Consider the following 22,546-nt stretch of genomic DNA (forward strand, 5'->3'; position numbering starts at 1 on the left):
GCTCTATCTTGCCGTAACCCACGGACATTAAAGGTCCTAGCTGCGGTTTTCAGGCGGCATGGCGATTTGGAGCTTGCGTACCTTTCCTCGTCCCACAATGTACCCGCGGCCAGGAATGAAGTCCTTGCTGATGCGGCCCAGGGAGGTGTTGAGGAGGCTGTCACCTTCCACATCTCCTGGGTTGAGCAAGAGCCCTCGGCGTCCGGATTTGAACGGCTGGGCAAGGGACCAGGCCTGAGACCAGGTTGAGGTCTCGGACTCGCCCACCACCCACTGATCTGCCTTGATTGCGGCAGTAACCAACCGTCCCACGCCGGATTCCGCCAGCGTGTCGGTGAACTCAGTCAGGCCCTCGATGAAGATCGCCATGGTGCCGGGGTTGTCCGAGGCCTTGTCGATCAGGTCATCCACCACATCCGAAACTTCGTCCGGCCCCACCAGCGACCTGCTCCAGATATTCAGCGACGCCACGGCAGAGCGGCGGGAACCGATGTAGATGAGGTCGGTGCGCGGGTTGGAACGCCGCAGCGCATAAGCCAAAGTGACCAACGCGACTGTACGTCCGGCGCCTGGAGGGCCGGCCAGCAGGAGTGATCCCTTGGCGGCGATGGCCGCCGAACCCAGCGTTTCGTCGTCGACGCCTATCACAGGATTGTCCGGCGCGCCGGTGGGCAGGATGTCCAAGTCCACCAATTCCGGGAGCCGCTGAATCTGCGGAGCCTGCTCGAGGCCCTGGCGCAGCATCGCCTGGCTGAGCTTGGCCACTTCACGGGCCTGGAGCGCGAGGTTCGAGTTGCCTCCCAGCACGGCGAGCTGAACTTCGAGCCCGTCCAACAAACCACGCCCGGGAGGTGAAGCTGCGTTAAGAACGTCCTTGGGGACGTCCAGAGTCATGTAGTCATCTTCGGAGCTGAGGCGCAGGACCAGCCGCTTTTGGATGGAAGCAAGGAGCGACGCCGGAACGGAGTTGGTGCGGTCACCGCTGACTACCAGGTGGATGCCCAGGGGACGTCCGTCTGTTGCCAGCGTTAGGAAGATGTCCCACAGCGCGGACAGGTTGCTGTACTCGTAGGATTCGCGGAAGGAAGACATACCGTCCACCAGGATGAAGATGCGCTTTTCTTCGGGACGGTTGGCCAACTGCCGGTATTCGACGATAGTGGACGCCCGGACCTCAGCGAAGCGCGCTGCCCGATCGTCCGCCACGTCCTTGAGCCAGCGCAGCAGTCGCCCGACGCGCTCCACGTCGTCGCCGTTGATGATCTCGCCAACATGGGGAAGGCCATCAAGCATTTTGAGTCCCGACGAACCACAGTCGATGCCGTAGACGTGCACCGGACCACCACGCGGCGTGACCGCGGCGGCGATGGCGATTCCGCGCAGCGCTGCCGACTTACCGGATCCGCCCGTGCCGTAGACGGCCATGTTGCCGTCCTTGTCCGGCTCATAGAACACAGTGGGCTGGTCCTGGTGGGCGGGGTCGTCCGCCACGCCGAGCAGGAGCCGCTCATCGGTCCGCGGGTTGGGAAGCTTGGAGAAATCGTAGGTAGTGGCGAGCTCGTTGAGCCATGGCTTCCGGGGAGGCTCGATGGACAGGACGTCAGCTGCGCGGATGATGTTTCCTGTCATCCTGGCAATGTCGTTGGGTCCGGCGGGCTCTTCTTCCACCTGTGACACCAGGGGCGGTTCCCAGGTGGGACCGGATCCGAACGCCATTTCCACGATGTCGATCCGGGGGCGCTGCGGCTTTTCAGTGGTCCAGCCACCGGCGTATCCGGTCTGGAAGCCTTGGATACGGCCGGGACCCGTCTTCGCGGCACCGCGGCCAGGGATGGACGGATCGAAGTAAGCGGCCGTCGGAACACCCAGGATGTCCGTTGCGTCCACTTCATCGGCCATGCGCAAGGCAACGCGGAGGTTGGTGTTGGCGCGCAGGTTGTCTTTAATGACGCCGGCGGGCCGCTGTGTGGCCAGGATCAAGTGCAGCCCCAGGGACCGGCCGCGGGCGGCGACATCCACCACGCCATCAACAAACTCAGGAACTTCGGTAGCCAGCGCCGCGAATTCGTCCACGATGATGATGAGGTACGGGGGCGCCTCCGGATCGGCTTCGCGTTGCAGCGCCAGGAGGTCCTTGGCTTTCTTACGGTTCAGGAGCCTTTCGCGGTAGTGCAGCTCTGCCCGAAGCGACGTCAGCGCACGGCGCACCAGGTGCGGAGACAAATCGGTCACCAAGCCAACGGTGTGCGGGAGGTGCAGGCAGTCGGCAAACGCAGCTCCGCCCTTGTAGTCGACGAACAGGAAGCTGACCCGGTCCGGGCTGTACGCGGCTGCCATGCCCATCACCCAGGACTGCAGGAACTCGGACTTGCCGGCACCGGTGGTTCCGCCCACCAGCGCGTGCGGACCTTCGTTCTTGAGGTCCAGGTAGAACGGCTCCACACCTTTGGAGCCGACCAGTGCGCGGAGGCTGCCGTTGTCCTTCCGGTTGGGCACAGCTGTGGCGTGGACAGAATTGTTCTCCTGCCAACGCTCCGCCACGGCCTGTGGGTTGTCCATCAGTTCCTTGCCGATCAACGTGGCGTAGGAGACGGCGCGCGGGAGGTCGGAATCGTCGTCGAGCGGGTTTCCAACATCCACCAGCGGCGACATCATGCGCGCAAGCTGCGTGGCAAGGTCCGCATCCAGGCTTTCGCAGCTCACGGGGTACGTGTGGCGGCCCAAGCGAACCTGGCCCGTGGTGGTGCCGTGATCGCCGTCCACCGAGAGGAAGTCGCGGCATGCTGCGGGAAGTGATTGCACGTTGGCCGCCACCCACATGATGTGCACGCCGTAGTCGGGGCCGCGTTCCACCAAGCGCGTGAGGCGGCCCCGGTCCACGGGGGCGTCGTCCTCAACGATCACCAGGACGGCCGGAACCACGGGACCGGGAACTTCCTCGTGTTCGTTCTTGAGGCCTGGACGCGGATGCGGGCCCGGCTCCTTGGCCAGTGCTTCCCGCTCTTCCACGAGGTTTTCGAGTCGGGACAACAAGGCAGCACCGGCACCTGGGCCGGCAGCAAGGTGATCGCCGGATATGGGGCTGTGCCCTGAACCAACGTGCGGGAGCCACTGCAGCCAGTCCCAACGCTCACGGGAACGGGCCGAGGTCAGTGCCGTGAGGACAACTTCGGCCGGCGAATGGAGCCCCACCAGCTGGAGCACCATGCCACGGGCCACGTCGTCCACCACGCTGCGGTCCCCTGCCACGCCAAAGGAGCCCGAGGTACGCAACTGCGACACGATCGGAACGCCTTCAATGACACGGACCTGCTGCAGGCACTCCTGGATTTCCCGCATGTACTGCGGTTCGGTTTCGTTGGCGCCCGGTTCGTCGAACTGTATACGCGACGGCGCGGAGCCCAACCCGAAGCGAACCCCCAGGAAGTGCTGGTGTTCGGGCCGGTGGGTCCAGAGGAGGGGCCCGAGCTTGTAAATCGCATCAACCGTGTCGCTCACGGAGGGTGCTTCCTGGAGCCTGACAGCGCGCTCAATATTCTGCTGCTTGTCAATGTCCTCTCGGAACGCCAGCATCGCGGCTTTGAACTGTTTGTGGCCCTCCTTGGCCTGCCGCTTGCTCTGCATTTTGTGGTCCACGTAGTGCCCAACGATGAAGAGCGGCATCATCGCCATGAAGATCACGGACAGCAGGTTCTGTGTGAACGCAAAGAGCACACCACCCATCAGCAGCGGCGCGATGAGCATGATGTAGGGGAAGGGCTGGTGTTCCGGGCGCTTGGGGCCGGCCGGAGGCACGCGCTTTGGCGACTCGAACCTGGGCAGCACCCGCGGCGAACGGTTGAAATCCACCAGCGGCGACGACGGCCCACCGCCATGGTTCCGTGACAGGGCGACGACCCCCACGGAAGTATCGCCCAAGGTAACGGTGTCGGAGGATTCGAGCGTTGCGCGGGTAACCGGCAGCCCGTCCATGAGGAGTCCGTTCGCGGAGTTCGTGTCCACGATTTCCACGGTTTCGCCAACGGTGATCCGCGCATGGCGCTTGGAGGTCAGCGGGTCCGACAAACGGATGTCGGCGTCCCGGTCCCGGCCGATGTAGCTGGTGCCGAATGGCAGCGAAAATTCGCGTCCGACGTCGGGCCCTGACATCACGCGCAACGTCGCCGCTGCCGGTCCCCTGCTGTGGCCGTTGGATGCGAACTGCTCGCTGACCTGCGCGAGCGAGACTTTGGAACCCGGGCGCAGCCCGGACTCCAACAGGTTGTCCGTAGGCCGGAGGACGTGCCCGGAGAGGCCGCCGCCAACGAAAGCCTCGTCCACGCTGATGGACAGGTTCGACGGCGGTTCGGTCCCCTTTCGTGCGGGGTCGGCAGCCCAAAGTTCGGTGGCTATGTCAGCCACGGTGGCACGACCATCCACCGTTACGGCGAGGTCCTTTGCTTCCGCAGGGTCACGCCGCAAGGTCAGGCGGAACTTCATCCTTCGTCGACTCCACTCATTTTTTCAAGAAGATGCAGGTCAGCCGGCGTCACCAGGTGAGACGTCACGGCATGTTCCACCAAGCGCGCACGGCGGTTGGTGGCAAGTTTTCCCACGCCGCCGCGCAGGCCCACTACGCCTACGCGGTCCAGTTTGTCGCAGACGTTGTCCAGCTTGCGGTTGAAACGGGTGAGGGCCCATCCCAGTCGCTTCGCAGCCTCGGCAGACGACGGAATTGCGCTGAAGCCGGTGCCGTCGCGCCGCAGCATGGGCTCGGCCAAGGCAACGATCAGCGCCTTTTGGGAATCGGTGAACACCACGGGTCCTATGGTGGTGTCCCCTGCCTGGTCCTCGTCGCGTGCTTCGTGCCGGAAGGACGGCGTCTTCAAGTGCACAGCGAACTCGTAGGTGGTGGGTCCGGCGGTAAAAATCACGTTGGTGTGGCTGAACACCAACGGGATCCGCGCCCCAGGCGCCAGCCAGGCCTGCATACCGCCCGAACCGTCAGCAATGGTGGCGGACAGCATGCTCCCGACGTTGCTGAGCCACCACATGCCGTCGTAACGGGCGATCTGCAGGAAGCGTCGGTGCAGGTAGGGATTGTCGTCCACTTCCAAGTCACCTTCGCGTCCAATATCAAAGATGTCCTCGTCGGATGGTTCGTACCATTCCCCACAGAAATCTATTGCTAGATCCCCCATGATCTGTGCCTCCTCAGTCGGCGATAAGTAAGTCTCATGTGCCGGCTACTGGTCCACGCAGGCGATGGATCCCGTGTCTCCAGGCGAGGAAGTACCGTCACGACGGACAATAATGACCTGGATGCAGAGTTGCTTCTCCCCGCCGAAATAGGGTCGTGCGTGGGGCTCCGTTACGGCCTCGTAGTCGCCTTCCGGGATGAGGGCGGTCCGGTAACGCCACATGTACATGTCGCCGGACTGCGGTTGAGGGTTCGTCCACCGGAAATCAGCGAAATCCGGCTTTTCGGGGTCCTTCACGCCAATGAGGCCCTCCACATCCGGTACGCTGCCGTCACCCAAGGCGTCTACGGGCGGCTTGCTGGCTGCCTCCGTGGGGACAACCTTCGGCTGAGCCTGGGCGCCAAGGACCACGCCCACCACGATGGCGACCACCAGCACCGCTGCCCCCGTTGCGGCGAGCCAAAGATTCCGCTTGCTGTGATCTGCGGGCCGGGCGTCTTCCCGGGTGGCCGATGAGGCACCTGCAGGTGAGTTGGATCGGCTGACTGTGGCGCCAAGATCGTCCTGTGGACGCGACGGCTGCCAGCCGCGCAGGACTGTGGACTCTGCCGTATCGGGCTCGGCGGTTGCATTGTGGCTGCCTGACGCCCTGTACGTTCCCGGGGCCGTGTACGATCCCGGCGCCGTGTACGATCCCGGCGCAGGGGCGTGAAACTGAGGCGGGGCCGATGACCCGGCGTGGGACTGGACAGTTTGAGGAGGGTTAGTGGGCTGGGTCGGCTGCCCAGTGGCGCCCGCAACGGTGGTCGGGAAGGTTCGAGCCGGGAACGTGGGCGCCGAACCCGTGGTGGCCGTTCCGGAAGCATCGGGATCGATTGAGGCAATACTCCGGACCCGGGTTTCCTCGAAGTTGTCATCGGGATGCTGATCATCGCCGTGCCCGGGTTCTTCAAGCACCTCAAACGGCGTTACGGACAGGTTCAGTTCAGCCTGGATCCGTTGGAGCGCCAAAGCGAAAGCGTGGGCGGACGAATAACGGGACTCCGGCGACTTGGCCATGGACGTTGCCAGAACGAGTTCCAAGGACTCCGGAACGTCGGCACGGCCCAGCCTGGGCAGGGGCGAGTTGGTGATCCGGGAAATCAGTTCCCGCTGTGAGTTGTCCTGACCGGGAAGGACAAACGGAGACCGACCCGCAAGCAGCGTGTAAAGAGTGGCGCCCAGTGCCCAGATGTCCACGGGCACCCCGTCCACGGCACCGCCGCGAAACTGCTCGGGCGGAGACCACGGGATGGACATGCCGGCGTCGTCCTCAGTGTCCGCGCCAATGGTTCCAGAGATGCCAAAGTCCGTCAGGGCCGGCCGGTTGTAATCGGTGACCAGGATGTTGGCGGGCTTAATGTCCCGGTGCACAATGCCTGCCCGGTGGGCGGTCTCGACGGCGGAAGCCACTTGGATGCCGACGGCCAGAACTTCGTCCACGCTGAATCGCTGGCGACGATAGCGGACGTCAAGGCTCGGTCTGGAGCAGTACTCCATGGCCAGGTACGAGTGCCCGTTCTCGGTAATTTCAGCTTCGAAGATCGTCACGATGTAAGGGTGCGACGACAACTGCGCCATAAGGTTCGCTTCGGACTCGAAGCGGCGGCGGGCCCCTTCAGTCTTCAAGTCGGACAACAGGACCTTGACCGCTACTTTTCGGCGCGGCCGGTCCTGCTCATAAAGGTACACATCGGAGAAGCCACCGGAGCCGAGCAGGCTGATGTACTTGAAACCCGGGATGGGTGGAGGCGGCGCGGGGGGCCTCTTGGAACTCAAAGAATCTCCTCGAAACGCAATGAAATGTTGTCGCCCAGTTCGGCGATATCGCCGTCCAGGAGGATGGCCATCTCGTTTTGGGCAAGCCGGCGGGGTGCCTGGCCTTCCCGTATGAGAACGGTTCCGTTGGTTGCCTTCAGGTCGCACAGCATGACGTGCCAACCCTCCAGCCGGACCTCCACGTGGGAGCGCGAAATGTCCCCTCCCGGGCTGTCCACCTGAACCAGGCGGGGCATGGTGCCGCCTTGCACGCGGGAAACAGACGGCTGCCGGCCAATAATGAGCGACTGGTCAAGATCTATCAACTCACCTGTGGAAAGCCGCATTCTGCCCAGACGGGGACGCGGGACATGCGCGGCGTCACCGGTGACGGCCACCCCGCACACCGAGCATTGCGGGTAGGTGGGCGGGTTGGCGTGCCCTTGGGAGCACATGCGTGCCAAAACGCTTGGCCCTTTGACCGCGGGTGCGTCCGCGCCACTATCAACAGTTTTGGCGCCCGCCGGCTCCTCAGTGGGGAGACTGCTCTTCATGATGGTCTGCCCGTCATGGTCGGAATCCTCGTCCGCGGCCTGAGGAGCCGACGACCAAGCGGCCGGTACCTGGGCCGGAGGATCGGCTAAGGGCTTGGACGGAGCTGCCTGCTGGTCGCTGACCGCCGCAGGGGTGGAAGAACCGCTCCGCAGCCACGGGACCGAATCGATCAGGCCATCCGACGACGGTGCGGCGGACGCCTTCTCCTGTGGAACGTGCGGGGGCGTCAGTGGCGGGGAATCCGGTGCCGGCGGCGTTTGGGCTGCCGGCGTCGGCAAAGCAGGTGAGTCGTGGTCGTCAGACTCGTCCTCCGTGCGGACAGCGGCGTCCTCAATGTTGCGCATCACTGTCTTGTCCCACAGATGGTCATAGTTTGTGGTGTTTTCCAGCGAGGGAACTATTGGATCAGTGGTACTCGTGTGGACGGAGACCCCGGAAGGTTCCGGTTCTGTCGCGGTGTCTGGTTCACGCTCCGCCAACGGTTCTGCAGGCACCACGGAATGCTCGGGCGAGGGCGGTTCCTCATCAGCGGTTTCTCCCGTTGGGGCCGCAGCTTCCTCAGGAGCAGGTACGCCAGCGAAGTCGGGTACAGCGGCGAGAGGCTCATCGACGCTGGGTGACTTGGCAATGGGAGCCGCGCTTGAGGGAGACGCGCTTTCGGAGGGCTCGGTGGAGGAAGCCTCGGTGGTGGGAATCATGTGGCCGGGTGCGATCGTCAGGCCAATGTCCGCCTCCGTGTAACCGATCATGGTTTCATCGGACACGGCTACGGGCCGGACTTCAGGTTCACTGTCCGCGTGGCTGGCAGCTCCGGCCGTGGCCTCGAGTGATGCCAGGAGTACCACGCCCTCTCCCAAAGGGAGGTTGTTCGTAGGCGAGCTGTTCAAGGGCGAGCTGTTCAGCGGCAGGCTTCCACCCGACGTCGGACTTCCCGCGGACGGGGCAGTGCCCTCCCCGATCCGAACGCTAAAGGAGGCGGCATCCGCGATCCGGCGTTCGGTCCACGTGGTGACGTCACGTCCCGTGATGCGTTCCTCAGCCCCACCCAGCCGCACGTGAAGTTCGAGGTCTCCCCGGAGGAACACACGGAGTGCGTCTTTGGAGTCGATGATCCCGAAGGGCGGGATGCGGCTGAGGGAAACGCCAAAGGCGTCTGTAACTTCGTGGAGGACTTCGTGAGCTTCGGGCGCGGAGGCCAGCAACTCCCAGACGGTGTGGATCAGTGCGTACGGCGTGTCCGGGCCAAGGAGCACCACAGTTCCGTTCCGCACAATACCGAACCACTCACCCTGCCGGTAGCGGGTCAGCGACAGGTGGTTACTGCTTGCCATCGACGCCTTCCTCCCGGCCAGTCCCGGCAACCTCGTCCGTACCATTCACCCAAGCCCGGGGAAGGGTGTCTTCTTCAACGTCTGACGTAACTTCCGGGCGGGGCGCAGTGGTGGCGATGCCGGCGTCGTTCAAGACGTTCTTGGCGTCCACAACTATGACTGTGACGTTGTCTCTGCCACCGCTACGCAGGGCGGCCTGTATCAGCGCGTCCACAGCATCCTGTGGATGGCCCACGGTGCTGAGGATGCGGAACATGTGGTCATCGCCCAGTTCGCCGTTGAGACCGTCCGAGCAGACCATGATCCGGTCGCCTTCCTGGATGGGAAGCAACCAGAAATCGGCCTCGGTCTCATCGCCGGTGCCCAAAGCACGGGTAACAACGTGGCGGCGAGGATGGACCGTTGCCTGCTCCGCGGTGATATCCCCGGAATCCACCAGTTCCTGCACCTCGGAGTGGTCGACGCTTACCTGTGTGAACTCCCCCTGGCTGAGGCGGTACGTTCTGGAATCGCCGATGTTCATCACCAGCCAGTAGGGCAGGCCCATCTGTTCCACCACCACAACGCCGGACAGAGTGGTCCCCGCCCGAGCGCCTGTCGCGTTGCGGATGGCAGCATCGGCTTTCAACAAGCACGACTGAAGATCCGCCGCTGAAGCGGTGCGCACGCCGGCCGACAGTTCAGGGGCACTGCCCAAAGCCCGGACGCACATGCCGCTGGCAATCTCCCCCGCTTCATGTCCGCCCATGCCATCGGCAACAGCGAAGACTGGGTCCGATGCGATGAACGAGTCTTCATTCAGTTCGCGCCGTAGCCCGCGGTCCGTTCCATACCCGTAACTGAGTCGAAAAGAGGATCCGCCTGCAGCGGGACCCGCTTCGGCGTTGGCGGGGGTGGCCGGCTGTGAATTCATGCTTGTCCTAGGTGGAAGGAACGGTCCCCAAAGTGAACGGTGGAACCGGGACGGACAAAGCTTGCTTCGCCCGGGTGGAGCCTGGTCTGTATTCCGTCAGGCGTAGTGACAGCGCTGCCGTTGGTGGAATTTCGGTCCGTGACCCAGACGCCGTCGCCATCAACACGCAAGTGCAGATGCGTTTTGGAAATGGACCGGCCGGGGTCTGACACGGGCAGTAATTGCTCCACGGATTCCCCGGGCTGCGGTGCCGGATTGCGGCCCAAGAGCACTGAACCGCCGAGTTGGATGTCCTGTCCATCGTCAATTCGGATCCGCAGGACGGCCTGGGCACGGGCTGCGCCCGGGCGCATCTGGGTGCGTTCCACGTCGTCGTCAGGGTGGGCGGCGGCGGCCGGAGGCTGCTGCGGTGCGACCGTCACGGAGTGGGGTGCTGGTGATCCGTTCTGTGCTGCCGGAATGTGCGGAGCCGGAGTGTGCGGTGCCGGAACAGCGGGAGACGCGGCGTTGGGATTCGCGGCGTTGGGCGTCGCCGGTGTGAAGGGGGACGTGGGTGGTCGCCACTGGTTCGGATCATGCGAAGGCTGCACGGCCGGTGCCACGGGGGTAGCGTGCGCGGCAGTAGCGGGCGCGGGAGCGGCCTGCGCGTTCAGACGCGGGCCGGGTGCCGGACCGGAAGGCACCGGGGAAGCGACGGGTTGAACCGGCGGGAGATCCATCGGGGCGAAACTGTACGGACCTTGGATGCCTCCGGTGGTCACGGGATTGCGGCCTGACTTCACGTCGAACACTAAGGACTTTGCCGCTTTGTCATGCCAGCCGCGGACCTTGCCGTTGTTGTCCCAAGCGTTGGAGATGACCACAAGGACGGCCCAAACAACACCAAGGAACATCAGCGGTAGGGCGATCCACAGAACCAGGCCGATTGCGCCAAGCGCGGACAGGATGACGGCAACGATGAACCCCAGCACCAGCAGGCCGCCGGTAAGAATCCCACGGACGAACACCACGCCGGCGCCGGGCGCATAGCCGTCGGAATCCGCGCTGCGGATGCCCATGAGTTGGTTGCCGACGGTGTTTCCGGACTTTGCCTCAATTCCAAGGAGGACAAAGGTGTAAATCACGGTCACGCCCAGGCCGATGCTGCCCAGAAGGACCAGCAGACCCGTGTCATAGACAATGAAGCCATTCCTGCGGGTTTGCGTGATGCCGGCAATGCCGATTGCGAACGTGGTGGCAAGCACGGCAACGGGACCCAACCAATCCAGTACAGCTGCGCCCAGGCGCTTCCCGGCAGAGGCGGGCGCCAACTCAAGCTTGGTGGTCATAGTGGTCCCTCCCCCTGGCCCTGGCATACGGTCCGGCATGCTTTTCGTTCCGTGCTGCATCGGCGACGCCGGCGCCGACACTACCGAGATACTACCGGGATCGGGCGAGCCCTGCCGGTTAGCGAACTCCAGCGCCGCCTTTTGGGCATGGTTGATGTTGCCTTCCTTGCGGGCACCACGGTTGTTCAGCGGTGAACCGCACTGGGTGCAGAACGTCGCTCCCGGACGGACCCCGTGCCGGCATGCCGGGCAAAGTTCTGTCTCATTGCTCATGGGTGGTGTCTTTCTTGAATGGCAACGTAAAGCGGCGCTTTGCCGGGTCCTTGGCCGTCTGTTGCCGCTGGCGAAGGGCCGCGCGGCCATCGGACAGCAAGGAGCGCGGCGAGAACCGTGCTTGCTGCCGTTTCCAGAATCCGACGCTTCCCGTAATGTCGGTCAGCGACGTATCAACGATTTCCCAGTACTCCTTGACCTGGTCCTCGCTGGGCTGGCCGGCACCGAAGACGGCGGCATCGGCCCGGTGGGCAAGCATCGTGGTGGTAGTCCCGGCGGTAGGGAATGCATCAGCGATGACCGTGGCCGATTCGCGTCGGGTGGACTTTGTGTCGATTGAGGCCCCCATGTCGGTGGCCAGGCTCAGCACTTCGTTCCACCCCCCGCCCACACGCTGGGCGGGGTGGCCATCACGGAAACGCGCCTTCCGGCGTCGTGATTTCAGCAGGAGGATCAGCAGCAGCGGCAAGGCGAGGATCCCCAGTGGAATCAGCGCCACGCCGATGGCCGCCAGCAGCGGACCCCAGAAGAGCCACGGGTTGTTCTTCTTCTCGTCAGCGTCCAGGGCGTCCGGTGTGGAATCCGGCGGCAGATCCGCGGGTTCCTGAGGCGGGGGCGGCGGCTGAAGCACCTGTGGTTTGGGTTTGGACTTGTTCTCCGGGTCGGGCGGGATGGGCACGTTGTCCTTGGGCGGAGTGGGATCGAAGGCGACCCATCCCACGCGGTCGAACGCCACCTCAACCCAGGCGTGGACATCCTTGCCCGTGATCTTGATGTCACCAGCACCGTTTTCTGGGCTCTTGGGGTCCGGATAGAACCCCATGACCACGCGGGACGGAATACCCAGGTGGCGGAGCATGAGGGACATGGATACGGCGTATTGTTCGTCGTCGCCCAGCATCTGCTTGGCGGAGAGCATGTTGCGGACGCGCGCTGCGCTGTGTCCGGGAAGGCTCGGGAGCTGCCCTTCGGCTACCAGGCCGTTGCTGAAAGCACCGCTCTTCTGGAAGTGCGCCTCCACCTGCCGGACGCGGTCGATGGCCGTAGGTGCATCCGCGGAAATCTGATTCGCCTGCGAAGCTACGATTGGCGGCACTTCCTCCGCCTCGGGCAGCGTGAGCTTCGCGAAGTCGTACTGTGTGAGCTGGCCGTGCTCCAGGGTCCCGGGGTCCGAGACCTGCACGGTGTAGTTGTCGCCCTTGGCCAGGCCCTTGGTGGTCACGGCGGTGTCCGTGCCGGCGTTGAAGTAGAGCCCGGAAGCGGCACCGGACGTATCCGCGAAACTCATCCCGGTGGTGTGACGACCACCCGGCACGAAGTAGCCCTGATAATCCTCCACGGTGATGTCCAGCGTGTAGTTGGTGCCCTCCACCGGGCTCCCGGAGTCAGCCAAGGTGTTCAGCGAGCGGGCATCGCCCACCTTGCTGAAATTGCCGGAGCTGTTGGGGTCCATGGTGTAGTTCAGGCCGTTGAAGGCATCCAGTGCCGCCAGCCGGACGCGGGCATCCTTGGGCAGTCCCTTGACCGTGAAGAGCGTCTTGTCCTTCTCGTCCTTAACGAAGCTGCGGAAACTCGCCAATGGCGTGATGTAGTCCCGGGGATCGAACGGCGGGACAATCGTGTTGCGGAGCACTTTTCGGTCATCGCTGGCAGTGACCAACGGCGAGGCGATTGCGGTGACGCCCACCGCCACAGCGATCACGGCGGCAGCAGTCCCCAAGCGGCGGAGCTGACCGCGGCGGGCCGTGGCGGCGTCGGAATCCGGCCTGTTGGCCGAAACCGCCTTGGTGCTGTTCCGGCGGAGCACGTCGCGGCGGAACGTCGCCCACACAATGGACACAATGGTCAAAGAGACGCCGCGCTCCACGTTCAGGAAACCCGCACTGGTACTGAAGGCAATGCCCGTAACAAAGAGAACCAGCACGGGAAGCAACGGCCAGTAGGGGCTCTTCAGACGCCACGTGAGCAGACCGGCAGCCAGCGCAGTGACCAAGGAACTCAGGAACGGCACAATGAGCATGCCGTTCGCGGTCCCCACAGGCACGCCAACAGTCAGCATGTCCTTCCAGGCAAAGACGACGCCCAGCAGGAGTGTGCGCAAAGAGTCGAGGCTGGGAAGGAATCCGAAAACTGCCGAGTCCGGCACTGCAAGCGCCGACCCGAAAACCATGTACGCGCCGAACGCCACCGCTGTGGTGATCAGCAGCCCCAAACGGAGGTGCGCGTTGAGGACGGCGATACCCAGTCCCAGCAGCACGCCACCCAGACCTGCGACGATGTAATGAGCGTCGCCCCCGAAGCTCAGGGTGAACCCGAGGACACCAAGGAACAGCAGCACCAGGAGCGCGCCGCAGTCAACGGCGAAATGCCACAACGGCCTGCCGTCGTCGAATATGGATCCTGCCGCGGCACGGGAGGCGGACCTGGAGCCTTTGTTGGCGCGCGGACGCACGCGGAGATTTGGCGCGGTGCTCATGCTGCCGCCTTTCGAAGAACAATGGCGAGATCGTCCAGGTCGCCTACGGTGAGAACCGTCAGGTCCGCGATGTTGGCCCTCGACGGCGCTGCGCCGGGTTGGACACGGACCGCGAGGCTTCGCACGCCGGGAGGAACGGAGGCAGCGCAGGTGCGCAGCTGGGTTGCGGTCACGTGGCTGCCTACGACAAAGAACACCACGGAGGCATTCGGGACGGCGTCGGACAGGTTCCGTGCGAGGTCGACGGCGGTCTTCCGCAGGGGTGCCCCGACAACCCGGGTCATGTCGTCCAGCATGTTACGGCCCGTCTCGCAGCGGAGCGGCCCCTTCTGGGTCAGGACGTCCAGGTCACGTTGTTCACTGATCGCTTGGCGCCCGATGGATGCCGCCACGGAGATGGCCATTTCGAACTCCGCCTCGGAATCATACTCATCGGTATTGATGGACAAAGAAATGGCAAGATGCGCGCGCCGGGTTTCCTCGAACTGGCGGACCATGAGCTTATTGGTGCGGGCCGTGGTCTTCCAGTGGATGTGGCGCCGATCGTCACCAGGGACATAGTCGCGCAAAGCATGGAAAGAAACATCCGCACTGGACAGTTCCGTGGTGGGCATGCCCTCAAGGTCACGGATAAAACCTGCCGCCGAGCTGCCAAGCGATACCGTCCGGGGGTGAACGAACAAGTCCACAGGATCGGTCCACATCACGCGACGGCGCAGCAAGTGAAGGGGGTCAGCACGCACAGAACGGACCGGGCCCACCACAATCACTGCACGCCGCGCGGTGGGAATGGTGAAAAGATCCTCATGAACCTGCGCCGGCTTCATCCGTGGCAGATGGAAAACGGCGGTATTTGAACCCACGGGCAGCTCCAGTGCCGCGGGCAACAAGGGCCTGGTGGAAACGTTGGACACGGCAATGCTGCCCACTGCGTCATCCCCCACTGCCACCCGGGTGCGGGCCAGGTCCAGGACGACGCCATACGCCGAGCGGCCCACAATGAACACGATTGCCAGAAGGAACAGCAGGAAAGCCACCATGGCGGCCGACTTCGCTTCCTGCCAGCCCCACGCTTGTCCGGCCCACCAGAGCCCGATTGAGGCAGCCAACACTACCCAGCCGAGCAGGCTCACCACCGCGAGGACAGGCCAGACGAACCTCAGCCACACAGCCCGGACCTTGTCCCACACCGGCGCGAGGAAGTCGCCGGCGGTTCCAGCGGCTTCCGACCATACGGCTGCGGGGTGGAGCTTGCTGGTGGTGCCGCGTTTACCTGGCTGGCCGGGGCGCTTGCCCGGGTCGTTGCCAGGGCCGCGCAGGGAACGCATCTTGCCGCCAAGGGCAGACGCAGCGCGCTTCAACGAGTCAGCAGCCCTGTTCAGGGGTGTGCTGGAGGACATGTCTGGGCCTTTGTTCGAGCTGGGTGCGGTGGGGAATCGCGTGGTAACGGGTTGAGACGCCGGCGACTGGTTTATGCGCTGGCACTGGGTTTATGCGCTGGCGCTGGGTCTAGGCGCTGGCGCGTTGCTGCGGGGCGGCGACGTCGGCGAGGACGCGGGTGAGCACCACCTCGGGTGTTGCTCCTGAGAATTCGGCTTCAGGGTCCATCACCAAACGGTGGGTCCACACCACAGGAGCCAGTTCCTTGATGTCATCCGGCAACACGAAGTTGCGTCCCTGGCTCGCCGCCCACACCTTTGCGGCACGAACCATGGCCAAAGCCCCACGGACCGAAACACCAAGACGGGTTTCGCCGGCATTACGGGTTTCTTCGCAGAGACGCGAAATGTACTCCAGCACCGCGGTATCCACGTGGGTGGTGGCTGCCAGGTCCGCCATATCAGCCACAGCTTGGGTGGTGATCAACGGCGTAAGGTCCTTCGAGCGATCCTTCAGGTTGGCCCCGCCCAGCAGCCGAACCGTGGAAGCGTGATCCGGGTAGCCGATGGAGGTCTTGATGAGGAAGCGGTCCAGCTGGGCCTCGGGCAGACGGTAGGTACCCGCCTGCTCGATGGGGTTCTGGGTAGCCAGAACCATGAACGGGCGGCCTGCCTCGTACGTGGTGCCGTCCACGGTCACCCGGGACTCCTCCATGACTTCCAGCAACGCGGACTGGGTCTTCGGAGAAGCACGGTTGATTTCGTCAGCCAGCACGATGTTGTTGAACACCGGGCCCTTGTGGAACTCGAACTTCTGGGTCTTCTGGTCGTAGATGGTCACACCCGTCACGTCAGACGGCAGAAGGTCAGGCGTGAACTGAATACGGTTATGAGAACCCTGGACCGTCGCGGCCAACGCACGGGCCAACGAGGTCTTGCCTGTGCCCGGTGCATCTTCAAACAACACGTGGCCTTCGGCCATCATGGCAGTGAACGTCAGCCGGATGACGTGTTCCTTGCCCAACACGGCCTTGCCCACGTTGGCAACCAGCTTCTCGAACGTTTCTGCAAACCACGCGGCCTGCTCGTTTGTCATGGTCATCGGTTGGGGTCCTTTTCTCGGTTTGTTTGAAACGGCGAGCTAGCGCCTTTAATGCATCGCTTAGCTTGCAGGGTTGTAGGTCGTTGAGTTACGGGCCTGGCATTCCGCTCGGCGGTTTACACCCGAGGGACGTGGTGTCGCACCTTGCGTAGTTTCCGGCAGTGGGACCCGAGCTGATGTGATACCAGATCCGGCTCCATTGGACGTAGCGGTCCGCTTGGGCCGTGTAGCCGGTGTCAAACCACTTGCCGGGGCTGATGCATTGGTCCGGATTTGTGTCCCTGTAGCTGTCCGTGCCGCTGTTTGGCTCCGTACAGGTCCGCACCGGTGTGGCTTGGATAGCCCAGGATGTTGGCGGTGGTGGGGCGGGGTCGTCACCACTGGTTGCGTTGGCGCTGCCTGCGGGGCCAGCCACTAGGGTCACCGCCCGGACCCGCAGGGTGTGCGGCTTGTCCCAGCGGCCGCCATCCGGATTGTATTGGTTCGCCTTTCCAACGTTCGTCCAACTGCCGCCGTCCAGCGACACTTCGAAATACTCGAGTGGACGGCCATTCATGGGCGGGTTGTTCCACGTGAAGTGCACCTTGTCGTCGCCCTTGGGCGATTTCCCGCCATTGACGTTCGGCGCGTTCGGCGGCCCGTACGGGTTGCCTGTGCCCACATTCTTTGCATCCCCAGCCATACCGTTCTTCACAGACGATGCAATGATGTTCACAACCACGTCGGTTCCGTTCGGCTGTCCTCCGATGATCCCACCGCCTCGGGCGATGGCGCCGGAGCCGTGAGCAGTTTGCCAGCGATAGGTAATCTCGTTGTCCTGCGAACCATTGCGCTCTGCCGCGGTGAGTGGTGTAAAGGTCACCTGCAGCTGGCCGCTGTCCCCGGTGGCTTTGACCGAGCCGCTCCCCACAGTTCCTGGCTTACCTGCGGCACGGATGGCGGCGGACTGCTGGCTCACGCCGCTGACGCCGGCCTTGTTGGTAGCCGAGACCGTGAACGTGTAGTCCGCTTCGGAGTTCGCCACGGTGACATTCTGCGAGGTTGCTGCCACGGATTGGGTAGCTACAACGGCGCCGCCCATGTACGTGGTCAACGTGTAGGCGGACACAGCGTCACCGTTGTTGTTCGGTGCTGCCCAGCTGACCTGCAACTGGCTCTGCGTACCCACGGATCCGGCACCCGCAACTGAAGGAGCCGCAGGGGTCGCCGGCACTCCAGCAGGAGTTTCGGCAGCAGAGTACGTACTCCATTCCGAGGGCTCCTTGGCGTCATTCCTGGCGAGGACCCGGACCTTGTAGGCCACCCCGTTAGTCAGACCGGTCCAAACGTGGCTGTTCGCCGTCAGGTTCTGGATCTGCGGGTTCTGGCCGGCAGGAGCAGGCGAGATCTCAAGGTCGTAGGACTTGATGGGCGAACCCTTGCTTGCAGGAGGAACCCAAGCCACGGACAGCTGCTTGTCGCCAAACTTCAGCGTGGGTGCAACCGGGGTGTCGGGCTTGACATCCGGACGGACCTCCGCAGATGCCGGAGAGCGCTCGGACTCGCCAATTGCATTCGTCGCAGTCACGGCGAAGTGATACTTGACGTTGTTGGTCAGGCCGGTCAATGTACAGGTGTTGGCAGGACAGTCTTGCTTGAAGCCACCTTCGCCATACACCGTGTACTTGGTTATAGGTGAACCACGGTCAGCAGGCGCCGTCCATGTCAACAAGGCCGTCCGGTCACCCACACTCTGAGCAATGGGTGTGGTTGGGACCACAGGCTTGTCCTTAACGGTGAGCCTCACCCTCGCTGTGGCGTAACGGGACGTTTCGCCCGTCTTGTCTGCCACAGTGTAGGAGACCACCATGGTGCCGGTGAATCCGGGTGCCGGCGTCACAGTGATCGAGTCGCCGGACACGTCCGCGTTTCCACTTCCCGTTTCCGTTGCCGCAGCCACTATTTTCAGTGGTGTCTCCGGGAATGGGTTGGAATCATTTGCCAACACGTTGACCGTCACAGGCTTCCCGGATTGCGCCTCGGGTTCAGTGTCGTCGTTTGCCACCGGTTTTGGCCGGTTGGAGGCCGACAGGGACAGCTTGTACGTTGCCACAGCTTCGAGCCCGCGGCGGTCTTTTGCTTTCACCTGGACGGTGCCCGACTGCCCAATCTGCACGGAATCATCCGCGGAGACCTTGAGCGTCTTGCCCTCCACATTCACCTTGAAGCCGCCCTGGGCTGCACCCACCAGCTCGTAGCCCATGTTCTGCACGTCATCCTGGTCCGGATCCGACGTCAGCTTCTCCAGGTCCAGGCTGGCAGAGTCGCCCTTGGGAACTTCCACGTCGCTGCCCAGCAGAACCGGCGGGTTGTTCTTGTTGGGGTCGGGCAGCACTTTGGTTCGGATGCTGAGCGTCGACTTCAGACCGTTGGGATCGTCCGGACCTGTTCCATCAGTGACTTCGAAGCTGATGGAGCCGGGGCCAACATACTCAGCACCTGCCGTGTATTTCAGGGCAGTGCCACCGTTGGCTACGGGATCGCTGCCGTCGGCACCGATGAGCTTGATGCGGTCAGTCTGGGTCAGGCGTGGTGTGCGCCCTTCACGGACTTTGACCCACTCCGCGAGATTTACCGTGACGGACTGGCCTGAGACAAGCTCCACGACCTCGTCCTTGGCGAGCGTTGGAACCTGCTGGCCAATACCGGGAACCCAGATGATGGCCGTGGACTTTTGTCCGTCCACGTCCTCCACGGTGTAGGGCACCAGTTGCGGCTGCTCGGTGAGGTCAACAATGACGTTGCCCTCGGGACCGGGACGCGCGGTTTCCAAACCGGTAGCGACCTTGAGGTTCTCCCCCACGCCGTCCGGATCTTCGTCGTTCTTCAGGACGGGAACATCCACGGCAGTTTTACCGAGTGTTTGTGCCGAGGTCACGCGGTCGTCTCGGGCAATCGGCGCCTGCAGCGGTAGATCGTTCTGGACTACCACCCGGATACTGGCCTGTCCTACGGCATCGCGGTCGTCGGCAACGGAATAACGAACGTTGACGGTGCCCTCGGCGGCGGGAGCGGTTACCAGAATCCGTCCGCTGGTCTTGCTGACCTTGGCATCAAGACCTGCGTCGGCTTGGATGCTGTCCGTCAGGATTCGGATGATGTCACCATCGGGGTCCGTGTCGTTCGCGGTCGCGTCCACGGCAATCTGGCGGCCAGGGCGGACCTTGACTTCATCATCGACGGGAGCAGGTTTCTGGTTGTCCTCGCCGCGGGGCGCGACGCCGACTGTCACCGTACCGGTGTTAACCGCGCCTTGGCGGTCGATCACCTTGTACCGGAACGTGTCCGTACCCGCGCCGTCACCGGCGGCGACGAAGTCGATGAAGCTGCTTCCCGCCGTCGCGGTTCCCATGGTGGGTGTGCTGTCGATGCCGGTGAGCTGTACCGAATCGCCGTCGGGGTCTATGCCGTCCAGCGGAACAGGGATCCGGACGCTGCCGCCCGCGACAACGCGTGCCGTCAGGTTTTGCGGTTGCGGACGCGAATTCTGGGTACCTTCCAGCGGAAGGATGTGAATGGTGACTGCCGCGGCGCTCTTCTGACCCTGCGGATCCACTGCGTTGTAGATGGCACGTACGGTTTTGGGCGTGGGTCCGGCAATAAAGCGCACGGTCTTCTCGGAAATGAACGCTTTGCCGTCCTCTTCAGGGATGCTCTGCGCCAGCACCGGATCCACGGACAGTTCCTCACCCTGCGGGTGGGTGTCGTTGTCCAGGACCGGAATGGTCACGACGTCGTTCACGCGGACGTTGACTTCGTCGGGTTTAGGCTGGGGAGCCTCGACGACGGCGGGAGCCGGCACCGGGACAACGCCCACCGTGCCGGTAGCTGAGGCGCGGCCGTTGGACATGGTGTAACTGAAGACGAACGGTTCCTTGGCGCCGAGGACGTCCGTAACGCGAAGGACACTGTGGTCGATCACGCTCACGGATGCCGATGAGCCGTCGGGGACGGTGACGGATTGGATGACCAGCACGCCACCGGAAGGATCGGAGTCGTTGGCCAGCGGATCAACCAGCACACTGCCGCCCACCGGAAGCAATGCGACGTCGTGGACTGCGACGGGAGCTCCGGCATCCTTGCCGGACTCAACGTCCACACGGATCAGCCCTTGGCTGCTCTGGGGGCCGTTGCTGGCAATGTACGTCAAGTAGATCGGACCGGGTGTGGTGCTCCGGAACGTGAACGTACCGCCGTCAGTGACCGGGCCGAGCTCAGCAGGGCCCGCAGCCTCAACATGGGCGACACGCAGGGCGCCACCGTTGGGGTCCACATCGTTCTTCAAGGGTGCGATGACCAGGTCCTGGCCCACCACTGCGGTGACGTGGTCAGCGTTGACCACGGGTGCGAGGGCACCCGGCGGTTGCACGTTAACTACGATGCGGCCAGTGGTGGTGGCCCTGCCGTCCCACACAGTGATGGTGACGTTCTTCTTGCCCGGTGCTGCGCCGGAATCCTGGTAGGTGAGGAGGCCGTCGCGGCGTACCTTTACCTGGTCCTGGTCGTTGTCAGACTTTGCATCCAACAGGACGAGGTCGTCGCCGTCAGGGTCCATCCAATCGGTCAGGATGTTCTGGCTGACCGACTTGCCCTGCTCCACCAGCATGGTGGTGGGCTCGCCTCGTTTGAAGAAGGGCGGTTTGTTCTCTTCAGGGGCTACCACCCGCAGTGTGACCTTGCCACCGGCGGACAAATCGCGGCCATCGGCGGCGTTATAGTCAAAGACTTCTGTGCCCGGTTTGGCATCTGCTGGAACTTTGACCTGGAAGGCCGAGCCGCCATAGATATTCTCAAGTGCACCTGCCTTGGGCCCGTTAGCACCCACGGCAGCGGTGAGGACATCGCCGTCGGGGTCTGAGTCGTTGTCCAGGACGCTCAGGATGGAAGTACGGCCGGGCCGGACACCGAACTCGTCCGGTTTGGTTTCGGGCGGACGGTTGGGCTTGGTGCGGTCCGGGAGGACATTGATGGTGTTGTTGTCCGCGGACTCCTGGTCCTGGTCATCGGACTGGTTTTTAGGCGGGACTACGTCGTCCCAGTTGTTCACCAGCTGCATGTTCTGGTTAACCAGCCACACGCTGCCGGAGTTCACGTCGTTGAGGACCACCAGGTCCCGGTTCACGCGGAAAATGTAGCTTGGGGAGGCACTGGCCTTGGGGACGTCGTTCTTCTTGTCGTCGGCGTCATTGTCGCAGTCACGGACGTATTTGTTGGCGCCGGACCAGGCGGAGTGAACGCACTTGCTCACCTGAACGGGAGCGGCGGGGACGCCTTCGCCGTCAGCATTGACCGTTGCTGCCGTGGACCCGTCCAGGGGCTGCTTCAGCAAGGCCTTCTGCGTGGCAATGGCCACGTAATTGCTGTCTTCGCTGCTCTGCTGCAGCTTTGCTTCGCGGGCATCGGCCAGTTGGAGCTTCCGGCCGCCCGGGAGGAAGAGGTTTCCGGAAGCGGCGTCCAAGACCACCGGCTTATCGCCCACCACAGTCAGTTGAAGATCGCCAGCGCCCTTGAGCTCATCCACCTTGGTGATCTGGGAATCGGTCCGTTCGCCGTTGGGATCCACAGTGGTGACAGTGATTTCGCCCTTGCCGGGGTCCGCAGTGTAGATCCGGTTGTCAGATCCCACTGCCGACACCATGCCCGGGGAGCCTGACAGAACGGGCTCGGTTCCTTCTTCATCGAAGCCGTTAACGGTGGAGGGAGACAACGCCCAGACTTTGCCGCGGGCAGGATCGGTCACCGAGAGCACGGTGGACCCGTAGCTGACTTGCGACGACGACGGTAGCTGCTTATCGCCACCGAGCTTCAGGTTTGCGGCCGACACCTGGTTGATGGTGGAACCGGATTCGTCGTCCACGAAGACGTTGCCGTCATGCTGCAGCACATCAAAGGTGGTGGTAGCGGGAGTGACGGCACCATCAAGGACGCGGGACGGATAGTTCAACCGGCCTACGGCGTTCTTGGTTTTGCTCACGACCCACACGCCGCCGTCATTCAAGTCCACCTCGGTGGTCTTGAACCCCGGGTACAGAATCGCCCCGGTGATCAGCAAAGCACCCGCCGCTGTGGCGGCAGTCCCCGCTATGAACTTCTTGTTTTGACGCTTTTTCAGCCCCAGCTTGCCGAAGAAAGTTGTCACAGCCCCAGAATTCCCTTTGTGTTCAGCCGCCCCC

General features: G+C 63.4%; 10 protein-coding genes. All 10 read right to left on the bottom strand.

The genetic code is table 11. The features are described 5' to 3' along the window. Positions 1-36: 36 nt before the first annotated feature. The 10 genes from J3A64_RS11215 to J3A64_RS11260 all read right to left on the bottom strand — a co-directional run bounded on the left by J3A64_RS11215 (position 37) and on the right by J3A64_RS11260 (position 22,512). A complete protein-coding gene (locus J3A64_RS11215; protein ID WP_210064314.1) occupies positions 37-4,479 on the bottom strand; it encodes an FtsK/SpoIIIE domain-containing protein in 4,443 nt (1,480 codons plus the stop codon). After that, positions 4,476-5,180 (bottom strand): hypothetical protein, encoded by a 705-nt coding sequence (locus J3A64_RS11220; protein WP_011774153.1) that lies wholly within the window; start codon positions 5,178-5,180, stop codon positions 4,476-4,478. Before J3A64_RS11220 ends, J3A64_RS11215 begins: the two co-directional genes overlap by 4 nt. Positions 5,181-5,225: 45 nt before the next feature. Further along, complete coding sequence (locus J3A64_RS11225; protein ID WP_210064315.1) at positions 5,226-6,998, bottom strand: serine/threonine-protein kinase; 1,773 nt, start codon at positions 6,996-6,998, stop codon at positions 5,226-5,228. After that, positions 6,995-8,863 carry an FHA domain-containing protein gene (locus J3A64_RS11230; RefSeq protein ID WP_210064316.1) on the bottom strand — a complete coding sequence of 623 codons (1,869 nt, stop codon included), beginning with the start codon at positions 8,861-8,863 and terminating at the stop codon, positions 6,995-6,997. The genes J3A64_RS11225 and J3A64_RS11230 overlap by 4 nt, the downstream gene beginning before the upstream one ends. Continuing rightward, positions 8,850-9,776 carry a PP2C family serine/threonine-protein phosphatase gene (locus J3A64_RS11235; RefSeq protein WP_011774150.1) on the bottom strand — a complete coding sequence of 309 codons (927 nt, stop codon included), beginning with the start codon at positions 9,774-9,776 and terminating at the stop codon, positions 8,850-8,852. Before J3A64_RS11235 ends, J3A64_RS11230 begins: the two co-directional genes overlap by 14 nt. Beyond that, positions 9,773-11,377, bottom strand: a complete 1,605-nt coding sequence (locus tag J3A64_RS11240; protein WP_210064317.1) for an RDD family protein — start codon at positions 11,375-11,377, stop codon at positions 9,773-9,775. The genes J3A64_RS11235 and J3A64_RS11240 overlap by 4 nt, the downstream gene beginning before the upstream one ends. After that, a complete protein-coding gene (locus tag J3A64_RS11245) occupies positions 11,367-13,853 on the bottom strand; it encodes a transglutaminase domain-containing protein (protein ID WP_014921185.1) in 2,487 nt (828 codons plus the stop codon). The genes J3A64_RS11240 and J3A64_RS11245 overlap by 11 nt, the downstream gene beginning before the upstream one ends. After that, entirely contained in the window at positions 13,850-15,253 is a 1,404-nt protein-coding gene (locus J3A64_RS11250) for a DUF58 domain-containing protein (RefSeq protein WP_210064318.1), read from the bottom strand. Before J3A64_RS11250 ends, J3A64_RS11245 begins: the two co-directional genes overlap by 4 nt. 109 nt (positions 15,254-15,362) lie before the next feature. Beyond that, positions 15,363-16,334: a MoxR family ATPase gene (locus J3A64_RS11255; RefSeq protein ID WP_210064319.1), complete on the bottom strand. Its 972-nt coding sequence runs from the start codon at positions 16,332-16,334 to the stop codon at positions 15,363-15,365. 88 nt (positions 16,335-16,422) lie between these two features. Further along, positions 16,423-22,512, bottom strand: coding sequence for an Ig-like domain-containing protein (locus J3A64_RS11260; RefSeq protein ID WP_210064320.1), 6,090 nt, complete (start codon positions 22,510-22,512; stop codon positions 16,423-16,425). Positions 22,513-22,546 lie beyond the last annotated feature (34 nt).

Origin of the sequence: Pseudarthrobacter sp. PvP004, assembly GCF_017876035.1 — a bacterium.
GTDB classification, from domain to species: domain Bacteria; phylum Actinomycetota; class Actinomycetes; order Actinomycetales; family Micrococcaceae; genus Arthrobacter; species Arthrobacter aurescens_A.